The 16716-nt window shown below is 40.7% G+C and carries 16 protein-coding genes; 8 read left to right on the plus strand and 8 right to left on the minus strand.

The features are described 5' to 3' along the window. Window position 1: 1 nt before the first annotated feature. The 3 genes from NIS_RS09085 to radC are packed head-to-tail and all read right to left on the minus strand — an operon-like array spanning window position 2 to window position 3179. Complete coding sequence (locus tag NIS_RS09085) at window positions 2-991, minus strand: Fic family protein (RefSeq protein WP_012083075.1); 990 nt, start codon at window positions 989-991, stop codon at window positions 2-4. Then, entirely contained in the window at window positions 988-2520 is a 1533-nt protein-coding gene (locus tag NIS_RS09090) for a type I restriction-modification system subunit M (RefSeq protein WP_012083076.1), read from the minus strand. The genes NIS_RS09085 and NIS_RS09090 overlap by 4 nt, the downstream gene beginning before the upstream one ends. Then, the gene (gene radC / locus NIS_RS09095) at window positions 2520-3179 is read right to left on the minus strand and encodes a RadC family protein (RefSeq protein WP_041354074.1); all 660 of its coding nucleotides are present in this window, start codon (window positions 3177-3179) and stop codon (window positions 2520-2522) included. Before radC ends, NIS_RS09090 begins: the two co-directional genes overlap by 1 nt. A gap of 238 nt (window positions 3180-3417) precedes the next feature. Between radC and NIS_RS09100 the strand changes: the two genes are divergently transcribed. The 3 genes from NIS_RS09100 to NIS_RS09110 are packed head-to-tail and all read left to right on the plus strand — an operon-like array spanning window position 3418 to window position 6224. Then, entirely contained in the window at window positions 3418-4833 is a 1416-nt protein-coding gene (locus NIS_RS09100) for a DEAD/DEAH box helicase (RefSeq protein WP_012083078.1), read from the plus strand. Window positions 4834-4870: 37 nt separating this feature from the next. Further along, window positions 4871-5782: a hypothetical protein gene (locus NIS_RS09105; protein WP_012083079.1), complete on the plus strand. Its 912-nt coding sequence runs from the start codon at window positions 4871-4873 to the stop codon at window positions 5780-5782. Then, window positions 5766-6224 carry a BON domain-containing protein gene (locus NIS_RS09110; protein WP_012083080.1) on the plus strand — a complete coding sequence of 153 codons (459 nt, stop codon included), beginning with the start codon at window positions 5766-5768 and terminating at the stop codon, window positions 6222-6224. Before NIS_RS09105 ends, NIS_RS09110 begins: the two co-directional genes overlap by 17 nt. Before the next feature lie 103 nt (window positions 6225-6327). Here NIS_RS09110 and NIS_RS09115 read toward each other — a convergent pair whose 3' ends face one another. Further along, window positions 6328-7098, minus strand: a complete 771-nt coding sequence (locus NIS_RS09115) for an inositol monophosphatase family protein (protein WP_012083081.1) — start codon at window positions 7096-7098, stop codon at window positions 6328-6330. 82 nt (window positions 7099-7180) lie between these two features. Here NIS_RS09115 and NIS_RS09120 point away from each other — a divergent pair, with 82 nt between their 5' ends. The 3 genes from NIS_RS09120 to NIS_RS09130 are packed head-to-tail and all read left to right on the plus strand — an operon-like array spanning window position 7181 to window position 10478. Continuing rightward, window positions 7181-8587, plus strand: a complete 1407-nt coding sequence (locus NIS_RS09120; protein WP_012083082.1) for a DegQ family serine endoprotease — start codon at window positions 7181-7183, stop codon at window positions 8585-8587. An 8-nt stretch (window positions 8588-8595) separates the two neighbouring features. After that, window positions 8596-9258: a response regulator transcription factor gene (locus tag NIS_RS09125; RefSeq protein ID WP_012083083.1), complete on the plus strand. Its 663-nt coding sequence runs from the start codon at window positions 8596-8598 to the stop codon at window positions 9256-9258. Then, a complete protein-coding gene (locus tag NIS_RS09130; RefSeq protein ID WP_012083084.1) occupies window positions 9255-10478 on the plus strand; it encodes an ArsS family sensor histidine kinase in 1224 nt (407 codons plus the stop codon). The genes NIS_RS09125 and NIS_RS09130 overlap by 4 nt, the downstream gene beginning before the upstream one ends. Here NIS_RS09130 and NIS_RS09135 read toward each other — a convergent pair. Then, a complete protein-coding gene (locus NIS_RS09135; protein ID WP_041354075.1) occupies window positions 10470-10904 on the minus strand; it encodes an NUDIX domain-containing protein in 435 nt (144 codons plus the stop codon). The two genes, NIS_RS09130 and NIS_RS09135, sit on opposite strands and share 9 nt — an antisense overlap. A gap of 60 nt (window positions 10905-10964) precedes the next feature. Between NIS_RS09135 and NIS_RS09140 the strand changes: the two genes are divergently transcribed. Beyond that, entirely contained in the window at window positions 10965-11345 is a 381-nt protein-coding gene (locus tag NIS_RS09140; protein ID WP_012083085.1) for a DUF6394 family protein, read from the plus strand. A 2-nt stretch (window positions 11346-11347) separates the two neighbouring features. Further along, window positions 11348-13051: a potassium channel family protein gene (locus tag NIS_RS09145; protein ID WP_012083086.1), complete on the plus strand. Its 1704-nt coding sequence runs from the start codon at window positions 11348-11350 to the stop codon at window positions 13049-13051. Between the two features lies 1 nt (window position 13052). Here the strand turns inward: NIS_RS09145 and NIS_RS09150 are convergent, their stop codons facing one another. The 3 genes from NIS_RS09150 to NIS_RS09160 are packed head-to-tail and all read right to left on the minus strand — an operon-like array spanning window position 13053 to window position 16716. Then, entirely contained in the window at window positions 13053-13904 is an 852-nt protein-coding gene (locus tag NIS_RS09150; RefSeq protein ID WP_012083087.1) for a patatin-like phospholipase family protein, read from the minus strand. Then, a complete protein-coding gene (locus NIS_RS09155) occupies window positions 13901-15178 on the minus strand; it encodes a TolC family protein (protein ID WP_012083088.1) in 1278 nt (425 codons plus the stop codon). Before NIS_RS09155 ends, NIS_RS09150 begins: the two co-directional genes overlap by 4 nt. After that, window positions 15175-16716, minus strand: coding sequence for a DHA2 family efflux MFS transporter permease subunit (locus NIS_RS09160; protein WP_012083089.1), 1542 nt, complete (start codon window positions 16714-16716; stop codon window positions 15175-15177). Before NIS_RS09160 ends, NIS_RS09155 begins: the two co-directional genes overlap by 4 nt.

The following is a 16716-nucleotide window of genomic DNA, read 5'->3' on the forward strand; positions in this document are numbered from 1 at the left end:
TTTAACCCTCAAACGCTATAAAATTCATAATAAGCTTGATAAGCTGCTCTTTTTGCTCTGCTGGGCTTGCTGCTACGAGGTAACATAAAGCTGTTAAAGTGTTGCTGTTAAATTTTTGAAAAAGTTCCTCTTTTGATAAGTTCTCATACAAAAATTTTAAAAAAAGCAAAGCCCCAATTCGTTTATTTCCATCCACAAATGGATAATTTTTAATAATCAAATAGAGCAAGTTTGCCGCTTTTTCTTCAAAAGATGGATAAAGCTCCTCACCTCCAAAACTTTGATAAATTGTATTTAATGCACTCTCAAAAAGCCCCCTATCTCTTTCTATTCCAAAGATATCTGATGCTTCTTTACGCTCGATAAGATAGTTTTTAAGCTCTACAATTGCTTCTTTTGCCTCTTGATAACTTATCTTTTTTCTCTCTTTTCTTGTAATACGTGCTTCTATTTTGCCTGTGTCATACTCCTCTACCCATTTCCAAACCAAAGCATATTTTTCAATAATCTCAAGCATTCCCTTTTCTTCACTTGCCGTTATAGAGGGAGTGTTGATATTTTCTTTTATAAATTTTATAGCTTCTTCAAGCTCTTTTAGTTTTTCTTCTGTAAGCTTTTTTTCATTGATCGCATATCCTTTGACAAGGTAATTTTTTAAAACATTTGTAGCCCAGATTCTAAACTGTGTTGCTTTTTTGGAGTTTACACGGTAACCAACAGATATAATGACATCAAGGTTAAAGTATTCAATTGTTCTTTTTACTTTTCTTTTTCCTTCTAATTGAACTGTTGCAAATTTTGCAACAGTTGAATTTTTATCTAATTCTCCTGTTCTGAAAATATTTTTTATATGCCTTGAAATCACAGATTTATCTTTATCAAAAAGTTGTGAAATTTGATTAAGATTAAGCCATATTGTTTCTTCTCTTAATTGCACCTCAACCTTTTTATCACTATCTTCAAAAATAACTAATTGATTTTCCTCTTTCATCCTTCACCTTTGATATCTATCTTTGCCAGACTCTCCAGTATCAGTTTATTAAGTCTCTCTTCTTCAACAAGCTGGGATAAAAACTCCTGTTTGAGTTTTTCAAACCTCTCTTCAAAATCAAAATCATCCTCTTCTTCAGCTAGTCCCACATAACGCCCGGGAGTCAAAACATAATCAAGCCCTTTTACCTCATCAACGCTAACTGATTTGCAAAATCCTTTGATATCTTCATAACTGCTATCCTCTTTTTGCCATGTATGGTAAGTATCTGCGATTTTTTTAATATCTTCTGGTGTTAAAATCCGTTGTCGCCTGTTTATAAGCTTGCCCATATCCCTTGCATCGATAAAGAGAATTTGTCCTTTTCTTGTAGTTTTATTTTTTCTTAAAAACCACAAAGATGCTGGTATTTGGGTATTTAAAAAGAGTTTTGCAGGCAGATTTACAATACAGTCGACTATATCATCTTCAATCATATTTTTTCTGATTTCATACTCATCTTTCTGTTTTGTCGTAAGCGCACCTTTTGCCAAAACAAAGCCGGCTTTTCCATGGGGTGCCAGGTGAAAGATAAAGTGCTGTATCCATGCATAGTTTGCATTACCAGCCGGTGGCACGCCATATTTCCATCGCGCATCCTCACGTAAAAGCTCTCCACTCCAGTCACTGTCGTTAAACGGGGGATTGGCTATCACAAAATCGGATTTTAAGTCTTTGTGGGCATCGTTTAAAAAAGAGCCTTCCGGGTTCCATCTGACCTGTGAACTATCAATCCCTCGAATGGCAAGATTCATCTTACACAGTCGCCAGGTTGTCTGGTTGCTCTCTTGTCCATAAATGGAAATATCATTTATTTTTCCTTGATGCTCTTGCACAAACTTTTCTGATTGAACAAACATTCCACCGCTTCCGCAGCATGGGTCAAACACTCTTCCACGATATGGCTCAAGCATCTCGACCAAAAGCTCAACGACGCTCCTTGGCGTATAAAACTGCCCGCCTTTTTTCCCTTCAGCCAGCGCAAATTCGCCTAAGAAATACTCAAACACATGCCCCAAAATGTCTGAAGTTTTCTCTTTAGCTTCATTGATTGCAATATTGCTAAAGAGATCTATCAACCCTCCAAGAGCGATTGGATCGATATTTCCTCTTGCATACACTTTTGGCAAAACGCCTTTTAAAGATGGGTTTTTCTTTTCTATTAGCTCCATCGCGTTATCGATAATTTTTCCGATTTCTGGATCTTTGGCCTTTTCTTTGAGATGACTCCATCGTGCTTCTGGCGGAATAAAAAATACATTTTCTGCTCTGTATTCATCAATATCTTCGGGATCCGCTCCGGCATACTCTCCCTCGCCTCTTTTTAGCTTTTCATACAGATCCTCAAATGCTTCTGAGATGTATCGCAAAAAAATAAGCCCTAATACAACATGTTTATACTCCGCTGCATCGATATTTTTTCTCAGCTTATCGGCAGCTTTCCATAAGCTTTGCTCAAAACTATCGCCATTTTGCTTTTTCTTCGCCATTATAAAATTCCCTCCTCTTGTAAACTAACAAATCCCTCTTTGCTAAAAATGATGTGGTCCAACAGTTCAATTCCAAGTATCTTGCCGCTTTGCTTTAACTTTTGCGTCACCAATATATCTTCCCTGCTTGGAGTAAGATTGTTTGATGGGTGGTTATGCGCCACAATGATACTTGCACATCTACTTTCAATCGCTGGTGCAAACACCTCTCTTGGATGCACCAAGCTTTGATTTAACGTGCCAATAGTTATCACTCTTTTTTCACAAATTCTATTTGCCCCATCAAGATAAAAGGCTATAAAATACTCTTGCTTTTTATCAAAATACTCTTTTAGCTCTTCATACACATCGTTTGCCGAAATTACGGTTTTGTGCTGTTTGAAAAGATATCTTTTTGATAACTCTACTGCACTTACTATCTGAGCAGCTTTCGCAATGCCAAGTTCGTGAATTTGAAGAAGTTTTTCTATATTTATTGCATCAAAATCTTGCTGAAAAAGCTTGATGATTTCTTTTGATAGTTTGATAACATCCTTTCCCTTCACCCCGCTTCCAAGCAAGATGGCAACCAACTCATAATCTTTTAGAGCCTTTGCCCCTTTTTCCAAAAGTTTTTCTCTCGGTTTTTCAAACTTTTCAAGCTCATTGATTTTTTTCATCATATACCTACTATAATCTTTTTAAAGCTTTATTATCATAGCAAAAACAGTGACGTTATTTTGCATATTAAGTTTATTTTAAGTGTTTACCGGTACAATACGGCCAAGCCTTTGATAGGCGACTATTTACGATTCGATCCCCTTATCACCTCTACAACCCCAAAAATCTTAGAAGTGACCTTTGATTGAATCGTCTGTGATTCGCTCATTGAAGGTTAATATTTTTTAAAGAGGCATAATGACTTTTTCTGATTTCAATCTGAAACCCCAAATAATGAAAGCGATAGAGCAAGCCGGCTTCAAAGAGCCCAGTCCTATCCAAAAAGAGGCGATTCCTGTCGTATTAGCAGGAAAAGATATGGTGGGCCAAGCCCACACAGGCACCGGTAAAACGGCTGCTTTTGCACTTCCACTTTTAAATATGTTAGAGCTCGATGGCGAAGTAGAAGCCCTTGTGATAGTTCCAACGAGAGAGTTGGCTACTCAGGTTAGCGACGAGATTTTTCGACTTGGAAAATATCTTGGCATCAAAACAGCCACAGTCTACGGAGGAAGCTCCTATTCAAGACAGCTCAATCATATAGCCAATGCAGCAGTCGTTGTAGCGACTCCTGGAAGACTCTTGGATCTTTTAAAAAGTGGCAAAATCGAACTCAATCCAAAATTTGTCGTTTTGGACGAAGCGGATGAGATGCTTGATATGGGCTTTTTAGATGATATAAAAGCCATTTTCAACTATCTTCCAACCAATAGACAAACTCTACTTTTCAGTGCGACAATGCCACAGGCCATCAAAGAGTTGGCTCAACAGATTCTCCACTCACCCGAGTTTATCTCTATTACGAAAAAAGAGGTGACAAACGTAAATATCAAGCAGTTTTACTATGTGGTTGACGAGCATGAAAGAGATGAAGCTCTCATTCGCTTGCTCGATTACAAAAATCCTACAAAATCGATCATCTTTTGCCGTATGAAGATAGAAGTAGATCGTCTTGCGCAATTTCTTGAAGCCCAAGGTTACAGTGCAAAAGGACTTCACGGCGATATGCAACAGCGCCAGCGAGAAGAGACCATCAAAGCTTTTAAACGAGGAAACATCGAGATTTTGATCGCAACAGATGTGGCAGCAAGAGGCTTGGACATCAGTGACGTAAGCCATGTGTTCAACTATCACATTCCGTTTGACCCAGAAAGCTATGTCCATAGAATCGGGCGAACAGGAAGAGCTGGGAAAGAAGGAATAGCGATCAGTTTAGTGACTCCTCATGAATTTAAACAGCTCCTACGCATCCAAAAAGAGGTGGGAAGCTCTTTAATCAATAAAGAGATTCCAACCTCTGCGGAAGTGAAAAACGAAAAGCAAAAATCGATGCTTGATATGATTCTTTCTCAAGAGGTATCCAAAGAAGCGATAGAACTTGTGGAACTTCTTGAATCACAAATAGATATCTCCACAGCTGCACTCAAACTGGCTTCCATGGTCATCAAAAACGACACCGTCAGTGGGAACGAAAGAATCGGGAAAAGCCTCAAAGAGATCGAAAAGATGCTCGAACAGGCAAAAAGAGAACTTTCCAGACCTCAAAGAAGCGGCGGACGCAACAATAGAGGCTATCGAGGCAACCGAAGACCTCGTAACGCCCATAGACGATAATTTGCTATAATAGTCCAACTTTACATAAGGTTGGACTATGCAACTTGGCCCAAATCCCATTGAAACGATTCGTAAAACAATCGAAGAGAAAAAAAGACCCAGAACCCAAAAGATCCAAGACCTTCTTCAGCAAATCGACAAGCTTCGCAGTGAAATCGAAGCAGAAAAAAGCGAACTGAAATCCGAACTTATCGAAACTTTTGACCTACTTGAAAAAGCTATCGCCTCCCTTCCCAAAGATCAACAGATACAGGCCCAAAAGATCTTGGATGAGTACAAACTCAAATCACTGGAACTTTTGGGGATCCTCGCAGAAACTACAGAAGCTGCCATCATCACGGCTTTGGAAAAAGCCCAGAATGTGGAAGAAACAGTCTTTGAAATCACCAAAGATCTTACCCATCAGACGATCGATATCAATGTGGATGCACGACATATACAGGATGTCAGCCAAACGATCTTGCAAGTCGCCGCCAATTTGTCCGAAGCCAGCATCAACTATGCAGATGAGATTTTAAGAGGAACAATCCTTGGGGTGAAAAAAGGAATTCGTCTTAGTATAAAAAAGTTTTACCAAACAATTCAATATACACCCGATGAAGCACGTACTCTTATTATAGAAAACTATGCATCTATCATTGAAAATCTTCCCCATATGGATGAAATCTATATGCAGACCATTCATAAAGTAGCCAAACAGAGCGAACCTGGTATCAAAGAAAAGATCGAGACAATAGCCAAAAACAGTGAAACATTGATAGAAAAGATCAAAAATGAAGCGGAAATCGCTGCCAATATTCTTAAATCGCGTTTCGAGGATCTCACCCATATACCTTCTGTAAAGCTGGATGTTCAAGAAGCAAAAAAACTCGGTTTGAGAGCCTTTTCGAAAGCGAAAGAGACTATCGAAAATGCCATTAAAGGGGCCAAAGATGCATTGGGCAAGTAGATGGCTTCTTATCCTTCTCTTTGCTTTTCATCTACATGCACAAACAGAGGATGAGATACAAAAAGCACTGCAAAACCTTATTATTCTCATGGAAAAATCGGCTTCCACCGTCAAAGATTTTTCGCAAAACAGACAACCTGCAATCCCTGAAGAGCAATCTAGCTTCCAACTCTACTACAAACAGGTTCAAAACGGAGCCAAAGTGGCAAAAAGAAACGATTTTTTGATCAAAACCCAAATCCAGTACAGGCTACTGAAAGCAAAACATGTATCATCCAACGACATACTTGTTTTGGTCCACAATCAAAAGGTTGAACTCTACGGCAAAGTACACTCTACAAAAGAGGCCGAAGAGATTATAAATACGACACTACACACCAAAGGGGTACGCTCAGTCACCTCCTATCTTATCATCAAAAACTTTAAAAAAATAGTTTTATAATCATGAACACCGTCACAGAATATCTTCAAAATACTCCCGAATGGTTTTTTGTCATTCTTGTCGTGGCAATCGTACTTATAGAGATTTTTGGCGATAGACCCAATTAATTATACTCACCCATATTTTTGAGCAACGCCTCATGGATCTTTCCATTGGTAGCCACGATAATATCTCCAAATCTGTAAAGTTCTCCCAAATGGTTTGTGACGACACCACCGGCTTCCTCTACAAGTAAAATCCCGGCAGCCACATCCCAAGGCTTGAGATTGACTTCATAAAACCCGGCAAATCTTCCACAAGCCACATAAGCCAAATCGATCGCTGCACTCCCAAGGCGTCTAATATCTCTTGTTTTTGGCAAAAGATTTTGCATACTCTCGATCACAAAATGATAATCTTTCCCCATCTCTACTTTCGTGTAAGGAAACCCCGTAGCCAAGAGAGCATCTATCAAATTTTCCGTTTCGCTTACCGCTATTTTTTGATCATTTAAAAATGCACCTGCCCCTTTTTTGGCATAAAAGAGCTCATTGAGTATCGGATTATAAACGACACCCTCCACAGGCTCTCCCCTTTGCCAAATACCGATAGAGATGCAGGTATAGGCGATGGAGTGGACAAAGTTTGTGGTCCCATCGATGGGATCGATATAAATCCCATCACTTGGTATTTCCCCCTCGAAACTCTCTTCTCCTACGATTTCCGCACCTGGATAGATTTTTTGCAAATGTTCCATTAAAAAGTTTTCGATTTTCATATCATACTGAGTGACTAAATCCACGCTTCCTTTTTTATGTATCTCTTTTTTGCCAAAATAGCCCTCTTTTAAGATCGCACCTGCTTCTAAAACCGAATTCTGTAAATCTCTATTCATGTTAACCTTCTGTTTAATATTTGTTACTTTTTGTTTGCCATCATATCTTATCATTTCACAAATTAAATATCGAGGAGGAAAAATGAAAAAAGCCGTTTTTCTATCTGTAGCAACAGCTTTGATACTGAGCGCTGCAACTATTCATTTCAATGAAGCACCAAACAATGTTCAAAGAGTCATGCCGGGAAAAGGTAACAATGTCGTCCTCTCCTTTTATGATGCTATCAAGGATGCCAAAGAGAGTGTGGTCAACATATCAACAAAAAAACGCATCAAAATGCCTGCTATGAGTCAGATGCCGTTTTTCAACGATCCATTTTTCAAACAGTTCTTTGGTCCTATGTTTCGTAACCAGATCCCAAGAAGCAGAATCCAAAGAAGTCTTGGAAGTGGCGTCATTATCAGTAGCGACGGCTACATTGTCACAAACAACCATGTGATCAACAATGCTGACGAGATAACCGTTACCCTTCCAGGAGATGACAAAGAGTACAAAGCGAAAGTGATCGGAAAAGACTCTTTAACGGATATTGCGGTCATTAAAATCGACAAAAAAGGTCTCAAAGCGATTAAAATTGCTGATTCATCAAAAATCAAACCGGGAGATATCGTCTTTGCCATCGGCAACCCTTTTGGTATCGGCGAGACTGTCACACAGGGGATCGTCAGTGCCACAAACCGAAATAATGTCGGTATCAACACCTACGAAAACTTCATTCAAACCGATGCCGCCATCAACCCGGGAAACAGCGGTGGCGCTTTGGTAGATAGTCGAGGAGCTCTAATAGGTATCAACAGTGCGATTATCACAAGAAGCGGAGGAAACAACGGTATCGGTTTTGCGATACCATCCAATATGATGAAAAATGTGGTGAAAAAACTGATCGAAAAGGGAAAAATTGAACGGGGCTATCTTGGTGTCATGATCGAAGATCTCAAGGGTGATCTCAAAGATGTCTACAAGCACAAATACGGTGCGGTTATTGTCGATGTGACAAAAGATAGCGCAGCCCAAAAAGCAGGTCTCAAACGAGGTGATCTCATTATCGAAGTCAATGGACAAAAGATCGAAGATTCGAATGATCTCAAAACGATTATAGGATCTTATCCTCCAGGAAAAGAGGTAACGATAAAATATGAACGAAACAAAAAAGTCTATACCACAAAAGTCAAACTTGCCGAACGTCCAGGAAGCGACAGTTCTGCAGTAGAAGAGACACTCAAGGGTCTGGAGGTACAAACACTCAACAACCAGATCCGCAGAATGTACAACATCCCTCAAAATGTAGAAGGGGTTTTCGTTTCCAACGTCAAAGAGAATTCGGCTGCCGAAAAAGCGGGAATCAAACCGGGAGATGTTATAATCGGTGTTGAAGATATGAATATCAAAAATGTAGAGGATCTCAAACGTGCTTTCAAAAAATATAAAGGTCCGAAGAAAATATTCATCAAAAGACAAGGAATCCCTCTTATTCTCGTTCTTCGATAAGGAGTCGCATGAAAGTGGCGATGATAGAAGATGATGTAGAACTTGCCGAAATTCTTAGTGAGTTTCTTGAGCGATACGGGATCGAAGTAGAAAACTACGAAGATCCCTTCATCGCCCTTTCTGCACTGCATCTTGATAACACATATGATGCTTTGATACTTGACCTTACCCTTCCCGGTATGGATGGACTCGAAATTTTAAAAAAGTTGCGCGAATTTAGTGATATCCCCATCATCATAAGCAGTGCCCGAAGCGACCTGAGTGACAAAGTGATCGGTTTGGAGCTTGGAGCGGACGATTATCTACCCAAACCCTACGATCCAAAAGAGCTGGAGGCAAGACTCAAAGCAATTTTGAGAAGACGTGCCAAACCCCAAACGAAAGAGCAGAGTTTTACTCTCTACCCCAATAGACGAGAGATCCATTTTCACGGAAAACCTCTTCAGCTTACACCCGCAGAATTTGAGATATTATCCTATCTTATAGAGCGTCCCAATCAACCAATATCAAGAGAAGATCTTCTTTACAACTGTGAACACCTGAGCGAAAATGCATCCGATAAAACGGTCGACGTCATCATCAGTCGAATACGCCATAAACTGGGGGAAAATCCAAAGCAACCCAAACATATCCAATCTGTCCGTGGTGTGGGATACAAGTTCACTCCATGAAAAAAAGTTCCATCTTTTTATGGATCACGCTCATCTTTTTACTTGGCTTCATCGCTGTTGGTGGAGCCTACTGGCTCTCCTTGCAACATCTCAAGGAGAGTGCGCAAAACCGATATCAAAAACGATTCGAATTTGTCTCCCAATCCCTACTTTGGCAACTCAGCTCGGTCGATTACAATAAACTCATACAAGAGCTGCAAAAACTGGAGTTTGTGCCCATAACCCATCCCAAAGAGATTGTCAAAATCGCCAAGAACTCTACGATAATCAAACGAACGAAATATCCGGTAGGCGAAGTCATCATCCTCAAATATAAGGGTGATTACTATATCTGGGTTCAAAGTTATGGCAACATGCTTCTTCTCAAAGACATCTCGATGGATATCCAGCAAAGCCGCCTACTCTATACGGCGATCTTTGTAGTGACACTTATTCTACTTTTGATCTTGTATATTCTCATCATCTTGAAACTGAGACCTCTCAAAAGCATCACAAAAGAGCTGCAGCGCTTCTCCAAAGGCGATCTGGATATCGATCTCAATGTGGAAGGGTTCAAAGAGATCAATGAAGTGGCCAACGCCTTGCAAAATGCCGCGGACTCTTTGAAAGCGATCCAACATTCAAGAAAACTGCTTCTAAGAAACATCATGCACGAACTCAAGACCCCCATCGCAAAAGGGCGTATTCAAGCGGAAATGGTAGAGGATGAGAAACAGAAGAAACGACTCATTCAGATTTTCGAAAAACTCAACTCTCTCATAAACGAACTGGCTGCTTTGGAAGCGGTCAATTCAAAAATCAAACCGAGCCTTGAGAGCATCACACTCAAAGATATCGTCGAGGAGGCCATCCATATCGGGATGTTCGACAAAAAAGATATTGAAATTATCGAAAAGCAAAATCCAACAATAGAAGCAGACTACAAACTCATGGCCATAGCAGTGAAAAACCTCATCGACAATGCATTAAAATACTCTTTCGATACAAAAGCGACAATCATCCTTACACAAGATGCACTGATCGTGCAAAATAGAGGCGAGCCTTTACAAAAAGAGCTCTCTTTCTATATTGAGGCTTTCAATAAAGAGGGGAAAAAAAGCGGTTTCGGACTGGGGCTGTATCTGGTGGACAATATCTTGAAACTTCACGGATACGCTCTTCAGTATCGCTTTGAGGATGGAAACAATAGATTTATCATCTCTTTGAAATCTTCACACTAACTTTTGGAGCCGTTCCAAAAAAACCTTTTGCGTATCTACAATGACCTCTTTCGCCTCCTCTATCGCAAACCATTTGGCTGCATCAATCTCTGGAAACTCCAATATCCCTCCTTTATACTCCAAATGCACCATATTGGATCGGATATCGGTATCCAGGTCTGTTTGCAGGGCAAAAATATGCAAGATCTTGTTAGATGTTTTTGCTTCCCCAAGATCCAAAAACTCTCCATCTACCCATTTACCCGTCTCTTCGAAAAACTCCCGCTTCGCTGCCTCCAAATCGCTCTCCCCCTCTTCCACTTCCCCTTTGATAATCCCCCAACTTCTCCTCTTTCTCTTCCAAAAGGGACCTCCAAAATGTCCCAAATAGACATACAATTCACCATTTTCCACTTTGTATGGCAAGATACCGGCACTCTTTTTCATTGCAAGCCTTTAATAAGTTGTTAAGTTATAACATTTTACACTTATCTCAAAAGGAGTGCGATGAATTTACAAAAAGTATTGTCCGGATTCTTTTTCATTTTGGCGATGACCACAAACTTTGGCTTTTTTTACGGTAATCCCGCCGATATCGAATTCCATAGCAAATATGAGCTCTTTGCAGCAATCATAGTCAACCTCATCGCAACAATTTTGAAGCTAGGCGACAAGACGCAGCTTGGATCCGTTTTGCTGGCAACAAGCCTTGTTGCAGATATCCAACTGATTGGTGCGGCAAGCGTGTGGGCATTGGCGGTTTATGTCCTAGGCGGTCTCAATACCGAATCTACTGTCGCTATCATCTCCATGAGCGGTGGAGCGCTCCTTGCCAATATCGTCTCTGTTTTACTTTTTGTAGGCGATACACTCAAATCCAAAAGGTAATCATGGAAAGCAACAGTGCATGGATCATCATCCACAGGATGAGGATTCCTCTGCTTGTCATCATACTCACTTTTGCCATCTCCATCATAGGACTTACACTGATTCCCGGTGTTGACGACCAAGGTCATCCATACCATATGAGCTTCTTTGACGCCTTCTATTTCGTCAGCTATATGGCTACCACTATCGGCTTTGGCGAAGCACCCTATACCTTTACCTATCCTCAACGTCTGTGGGTCAGTTTTTGTATCTACTTAACCGTCGTTGGATGGTTCTACGGCATCGGTAATATCATTGCCCTGATTCAGGACAAAAAACTGGCACGGGAGCTGGCAATTGCCAGATTTCGATCAAAAGTGGCCAAGCTTAGTGAGCCTTTCATCATTGTCCTTGGCTACAACAATGTTACAAAAGAGATCATTCAGAGGCTCAGCCAAGAAGGTATTCGAATCGTCGTCGTGGACAAGGATGAAAGTAAAATAGAGGCAATAGAGCTTGAAAATTTCATCCCGGAAGTTCCGGCCATCAGTGCAGATACCACAAAACCGCAAACGCTTAAACTTGCAGGAATTCACCAAAAAAACTGTAAAGCGGTCGTAGTGCTTTTTGAAGACGATATCAAAAACGCTAAAATCGCTCTTATGTGTCGGCTTCTCAATAAAAAGATCGATATCATTGTCAAATCCACAACCAAAGAGAACACGGAACACCTTCGAAACATCGGTATCCGTCATATAGAAAACCCTTTTAAAATCATCTCCGATAGGCTCTATTTCGAAATCACCGCCCCATACATCTGGCTTCTGGAGATGTGGATATTCGGTCATATCTTACGCATCCGCAAAAGAGAGTTTTTGCCAAAAGGAAAATATATCATCTGCGGAGCCGGTCGTATGGGAAAAGCGTTGGCAGAAGGGTTGCAAAGAGCCGGTATCGAGTATGTTTTTATCGATATCAAATCGAGTGAATATAAAAAGATGAAGCAAAGCGCCATATACGGTGATGCAGAGGATATCAAGATACTTCTGGATGCCGGCATACAGTCGGCTTCGTGTATCATTGCCGCGACAAAAGATGATATGATCAACCTCACCATTTTATCGACCGCCAAAAAACTCAACCCAGGGATCTATACTATTGCGAGAGAAAACTCTCTTGAGGATATCAGCATCTTCAAATCGGCGCGAATCGACAAAATCTACATTCTTGAGCGGATTTTGGCCAAATATACCTACAATTTCATCGCAAAGCCTTTAGCAAACCGATTTATCCGACTCATCCACAGAAAAGATAATCTGTGGGCTATGAATGTTGTAGGAAAATTGAGCGCTACCATAGGGAAAAACCCTATTCTTTTTGAGATTCAGATCACCGAAGAAAGTGCCTACGCACTCTGTAAGGTTTTGCAGCAAGGCCAAAAAATCACGCTTGATGTTCTTAGACGATCCAGAAGAGATTACAGAGAGAAAAACAAAATACTCTTCCTGCTCTACTATTATGAGGAGGAAGAGCACAAAGAGACGATCTTGGTCCCTTCAGATGAAGTAGAGGTCAAAATAGGCTGTTCTTTACTGGTAGCATGTGACGAAGAGGCAAAATCGGATTTTGAATATATTTTGAACAACTATTACGAACTGCATTACGTTATGACCGGGAAAGAACAGAGTGTAGGGATTTTCAATCTTTTGAAAAAAGAGGCCGCCTAAATCAAAGGGTCTTTAAAAAGGATTTTGCAGCTTCCCTTCCTGCTTCTATCACTTCGTAGGCTTTATGAAAATCATATGTACCACAAACTTTTTGTGAAATCTCTATCAGATGATCTGGAGGATATCCCGCGAGTCGATAGCGAATCAGCGTTTGTTGCAATGCATCATAACTCATATCGACAATGTCGAAAAAGTTATACTCTCCCTCTTGGATCAGTTTTTGAGAGTATTTTTTGAGCTTCTCTTTCGCTTTTTCCAGTTTCCCTTGCTTTTTCTGCACCTCTTTTGGTAGTTCAATCGCAGGTTTTTCTCCTTTTCCGTATACATTGACTGCTATGATGGCATCCGTATGATCGCTCATTGTTGGCGCAACAGGAAGGGGATTGAGAACGCCGCCATCTACGAGGAGTGTATCGTTCCACTCCACGGGAGTAAAAAAAGATGGAATCGAGATTGAGGCTCGTATAGCTTGCAAAAGATCCCCCTCTTGAAACCATATCTCCTTGTTGGCCTTGATATCAGAAGCAACAGCAGTAAATTTGATGGGAAGATCTTCTATTTTTCGATATCCTATAATCTCTTCGAGTTTTTTGAAGACTTTTTCCCCTTTGATAAGTCCCCTTTTGTCAAAACTCAGATCCAACAACGTTGCAACATCGAACACATCAAGGGTCAATACCCACTCTTTATACTCTTCCATACCTCCAGCTGCATAGAGCCCTCCCACCAAAGCACCCATAGATGAGCCACTGATAGATTCGATGGAGATGCCGGCCGCAACCAATTCCTCAATCACACCGATATGAGCATATCCCCTCGCTCCACCACTTCCAAGAACCAATGAGACTCTCATAGTTGCATACTCTTTTCGAAGGTTTCCAAAGATATCTGCAATAAAATTTTGCACTTTTGTACAAAAAGCTGCGCTTGTGTTTGAGACAACTCCGCTCTCGCTTTTGCAAGATCCGCAATGGCCCTGCTTAACTCATCTGCACTTGCCAATTGATTCTCGAAACGCCCTTTCGTCAGCTTGTAGTAGTTTTTCGCTGCTTCGACCCGTTTTTGAGCCCATCTGATTTTGGACTGGAGTGCATGGTATGTAAAAAGATCTTTGTCGAGTTCGCTTTTTACCTTCAGGATATAGTCGGAAAGATATGCTGCCGTAGCCATCTTCGCATACTTTGCAGCTTCGACGTTTCTTGTATCGGAAAAACCGTTAAAAAGATTTTGCTGCAGGATAATTGTGGCATAGTTTTGATCTGCGTTTCTATATCCATCTCCATTGAATCTCAGGTCATCGCCATACCCTTTCAGTCCAGCCTTTACGAAAATATGGGGAAAAAAAGTGCTCTTTGCCATTCTCATCTTCTCTTTTGTAATATCCAAAGCTTTGTATAGCGCTTTTATGTCAGCTCTTTGCTCGATATCATACTGTGATGGTAGACGACAATCGATCAGTGGACCGATAGATGTAATGGATGTATCCACGAGGTAGGAGAGTTGCGTAAAGAGTCCTTGCATATTCGCTCGCACCATCTGCAAATTGGACTCAATCTGATACTTTTTTGCTTCGATATTGGACAGATAACTAAGAGGAATAAGACCCTCTTCGTAAAAACCTTTTGCTTTTTTCAATGAAAGTTCCATTGCTTCAAGACCCTTTTGCAAAGCCTTTTCAGTATGTTTGGCTGCATAAATAGCTCCATAAAGTTGTGCAGTCTTCAAGTAGAGCCTGCGTTCAAGATCTTTTTGCTCCAAGCGGCTTTTTTGTTCCTGTAATTTCGCCGAGGCAATTTGTGAGGTAATCGCAAAACCGCTAAAGAGAGGGTAACTGATAGAAATTTCACCGAAATATTGATTTTGTGCCGCTGCTGGAAAAGATGATGGCAATGTAGGAATGCCAAGATGGATTGACATTGTGGGTTGCTCTTTAAGATAGATACCCTGCAAGGCAATATCGACTTTTGGATAGTTCGCTCCTTTCGCAGCTTCATATACTCTTTTTTGTGCCATCACTTCATACTTTTTTGATTGCAAAAGCCTGTTATGATCGAGCAATTTCACAATCTCTAAAAAGTTTTGTGCACTGAGAATCATTGGTATCAAAATAGTCACCAAATATTTCATACGCTTTTCCTTTGCAGATTTTTTGGAGCGATAAAAAGCAAGAGGACGAAAACAGAGCCAAGCAATGCCCAGTATCCTGCATGCATAAATGTATTGTAAAAGCCATAATTGTAACTCATAAAAAGCTCGTAATTGCGAAAAATCGCTTTGATCTGATCAAAAGAGACTCCTAACAGTTCTTGAAACCGGTGTAGCATTATGCTTAGAAACTCTCTATTTTGTATCTCGCTCATACGATCAAAATGAAAATTTTTGAAAAACTCCATATTGTTCGTCGCTAGAGCCGTTCCAAAACTTCCTCCGACAAACCGGAAATAGTCCATCAACACAATAGCGAGCTCACTTTTATTTGCTGGAGCACTTTGCAAAAGCAGTACCGTAACAGGAGCGAAAAACATTCCCATACCGATGCCAAAAGGGATCGTTATCAGTATCGCTTGCGATAGTGGCGTATAATAATTGAGATGGGGCAAGAGAAAAAGAGCCGTCACGAGATATATGATTGCAGCGATCGCCACCGTCTTTTTCGCACCAATCCTGTCGCTCAATGTTCCAGCCACAGGTGAAAAAATACCGATGAAAAGAGCAAAAGCAAACACCGCTATCCCTGCATCAAGCGTTGGCAACCCTTTGATATGCTCATAATAGATAGGCAACAGATAGAAATATTGGTACATACTAAAACCGAGAATAAAAAAGTAGATCAATATTCCGTTTGTAAAATCGCTTTTTCGAAACAAAGAAAAATCGATGAGCGTATATTTGGAGTACAGTTCACTCAACACATACATAAGATACCCTAATATTGCGATGAAAAAGAGTATGCCTATTTGGAGCGAACTAAACCATCCAAGCTGCTGTCCGCGGCTCAACATCACAAGCAGTGCAACAGTTGCAATAGCCAAAAAGATAAAACTGACAAGATTGAAACGAAGTTTTTCGAAAAACTTCTCTTTCGGTAGGTAGAGAATGCCGGCAATGGTCAAAAGGATTCCGATGGGGACATTGATGAAAAAGACCATACGCCAGTTGTAATACTCTGTAAGATAACCACCGATTGTCGGGCCAAGAGCGGGAGCAAAACTGACACCAAGGGCAAAGATTCCCATAGCGAGCCCCTTTTTATTGGGAGGGAAATAGCTAAAAACCATCACATGGCTAGTAACCATAATAAGGGCTTCTGCCATCCCTTGAAAGATTCTTGCCGCAACAATGGAATCCAAAGAGCTTGAAATACCACATACGAAAGAGGCTATGGCAAATGTCGCTACGCCGATTAAATAGATCTTTTTTGCACCATAGCGCTTTATCAGATATTCACACACCAAAAGTCCAATAGCCGCTGAAACCATGTAACTGGTGATAATCCACTGTACACCATACATATCCGTCGCCAAAGGACCGGTCAATTTGGGTACGATCACATCAACCACTGTGGTATCGAGTATTGCCATGAAGGCACCAAGCATGACTATGAAAGTGTATAAAGCCCGCTGCCTGTTTGTCAGATCGTAGGGCTTGGGACTTCGTTCAGACAT

The organism is Nitratiruptor sp. SB155-2 (assembly GCF_000010325.1).
GTDB lineage: Bacteria > Campylobacterota > Campylobacteria > Campylobacterales > Nitratiruptoraceae > Nitratiruptor.

Bases quoted from the DNA above. Each gene is read 5' to 3' on its own strand.
- NIS_RS09085 (WP_012083075.1), bottom strand. From the start codon at position 991: ATGAAAGAGGAAAATCAATTAGTTATTTTTGAAGATAGTGATAAAAAG.
- NIS_RS09090 (WP_012083076.1), bottom strand. From the start codon at position 2,520: ATGGCGAAGAAAAAGCAAAATGGCGATAGTTTTGAGCAAAGCTTATGG.
- radC (WP_041354074.1), bottom strand. From the start codon at position 3,179: ATGAAAAAAATCAATGAGCTTGAAAAGTTTGAAAAACCGAGAGAAAAA.
- NIS_RS09100 (WP_012083078.1), top strand. From the start codon at position 3,418: ATGACTTTTTCTGATTTCAATCTGAAACCCCAAATAATGAAAGCGATA.
- NIS_RS09105 (WP_012083079.1), top strand. From the start codon at position 4,871: ATGCAACTTGGCCCAAATCCCATTGAAACGATTCGTAAAACAATCGAA.
- NIS_RS09110 (WP_012083080.1), top strand. From the start codon at position 5,766: ATGCATTGGGCAAGTAGATGGCTTCTTATCCTTCTCTTTGCTTTTCAT.
- NIS_RS09115 (WP_012083081.1), bottom strand. From the start codon at position 7,098: ATGAATAGAGATTTACAGAATTCGGTTTTAGAAGCAGGTGCGATCTTA.
- NIS_RS09120 (WP_012083082.1), top strand. From the start codon at position 7,181: ATGAAAAAAGCCGTTTTTCTATCTGTAGCAACAGCTTTGATACTGAGC.
- NIS_RS09125 (WP_012083083.1), top strand. From the start codon at position 8,596: ATGAAAGTGGCGATGATAGAAGATGATGTAGAACTTGCCGAAATTCTT.
- NIS_RS09130 (WP_012083084.1), top strand. From the start codon at position 9,255: ATGAAAAAAAGTTCCATCTTTTTATGGATCACGCTCATCTTTTTACTT.
- NIS_RS09135 (WP_041354075.1), bottom strand. From the start codon at position 10,904: ATGAAAAAGAGTGCCGGTATCTTGCCATACAAAGTGGAAAATGGTGAA.
- NIS_RS09140 (WP_012083085.1), top strand. From the start codon at position 10,965: ATGAATTTACAAAAAGTATTGTCCGGATTCTTTTTCATTTTGGCGATG.
- NIS_RS09145 (WP_012083086.1), top strand. From the start codon at position 11,348: ATGGAAAGCAACAGTGCATGGATCATCATCCACAGGATGAGGATTCCT.
- NIS_RS09150 (WP_012083087.1), bottom strand. From the start codon at position 13,904: ATGAGAGTCTCATTGGTTCTTGGAAGTGGTGGAGCGAGGGGATATGCT.
- NIS_RS09155 (WP_012083088.1), bottom strand. From the start codon at position 15,178: ATGAAATATTTGGTGACTATTTTGATACCAATGATTCTCAGTGCACAA.
- NIS_RS09160 (WP_012083089.1), bottom strand. From the start codon at position 16,716: ATGTCTGAACGAAGTCCCAAGCCCTACGATCTGACAAACAGGCAGCGG.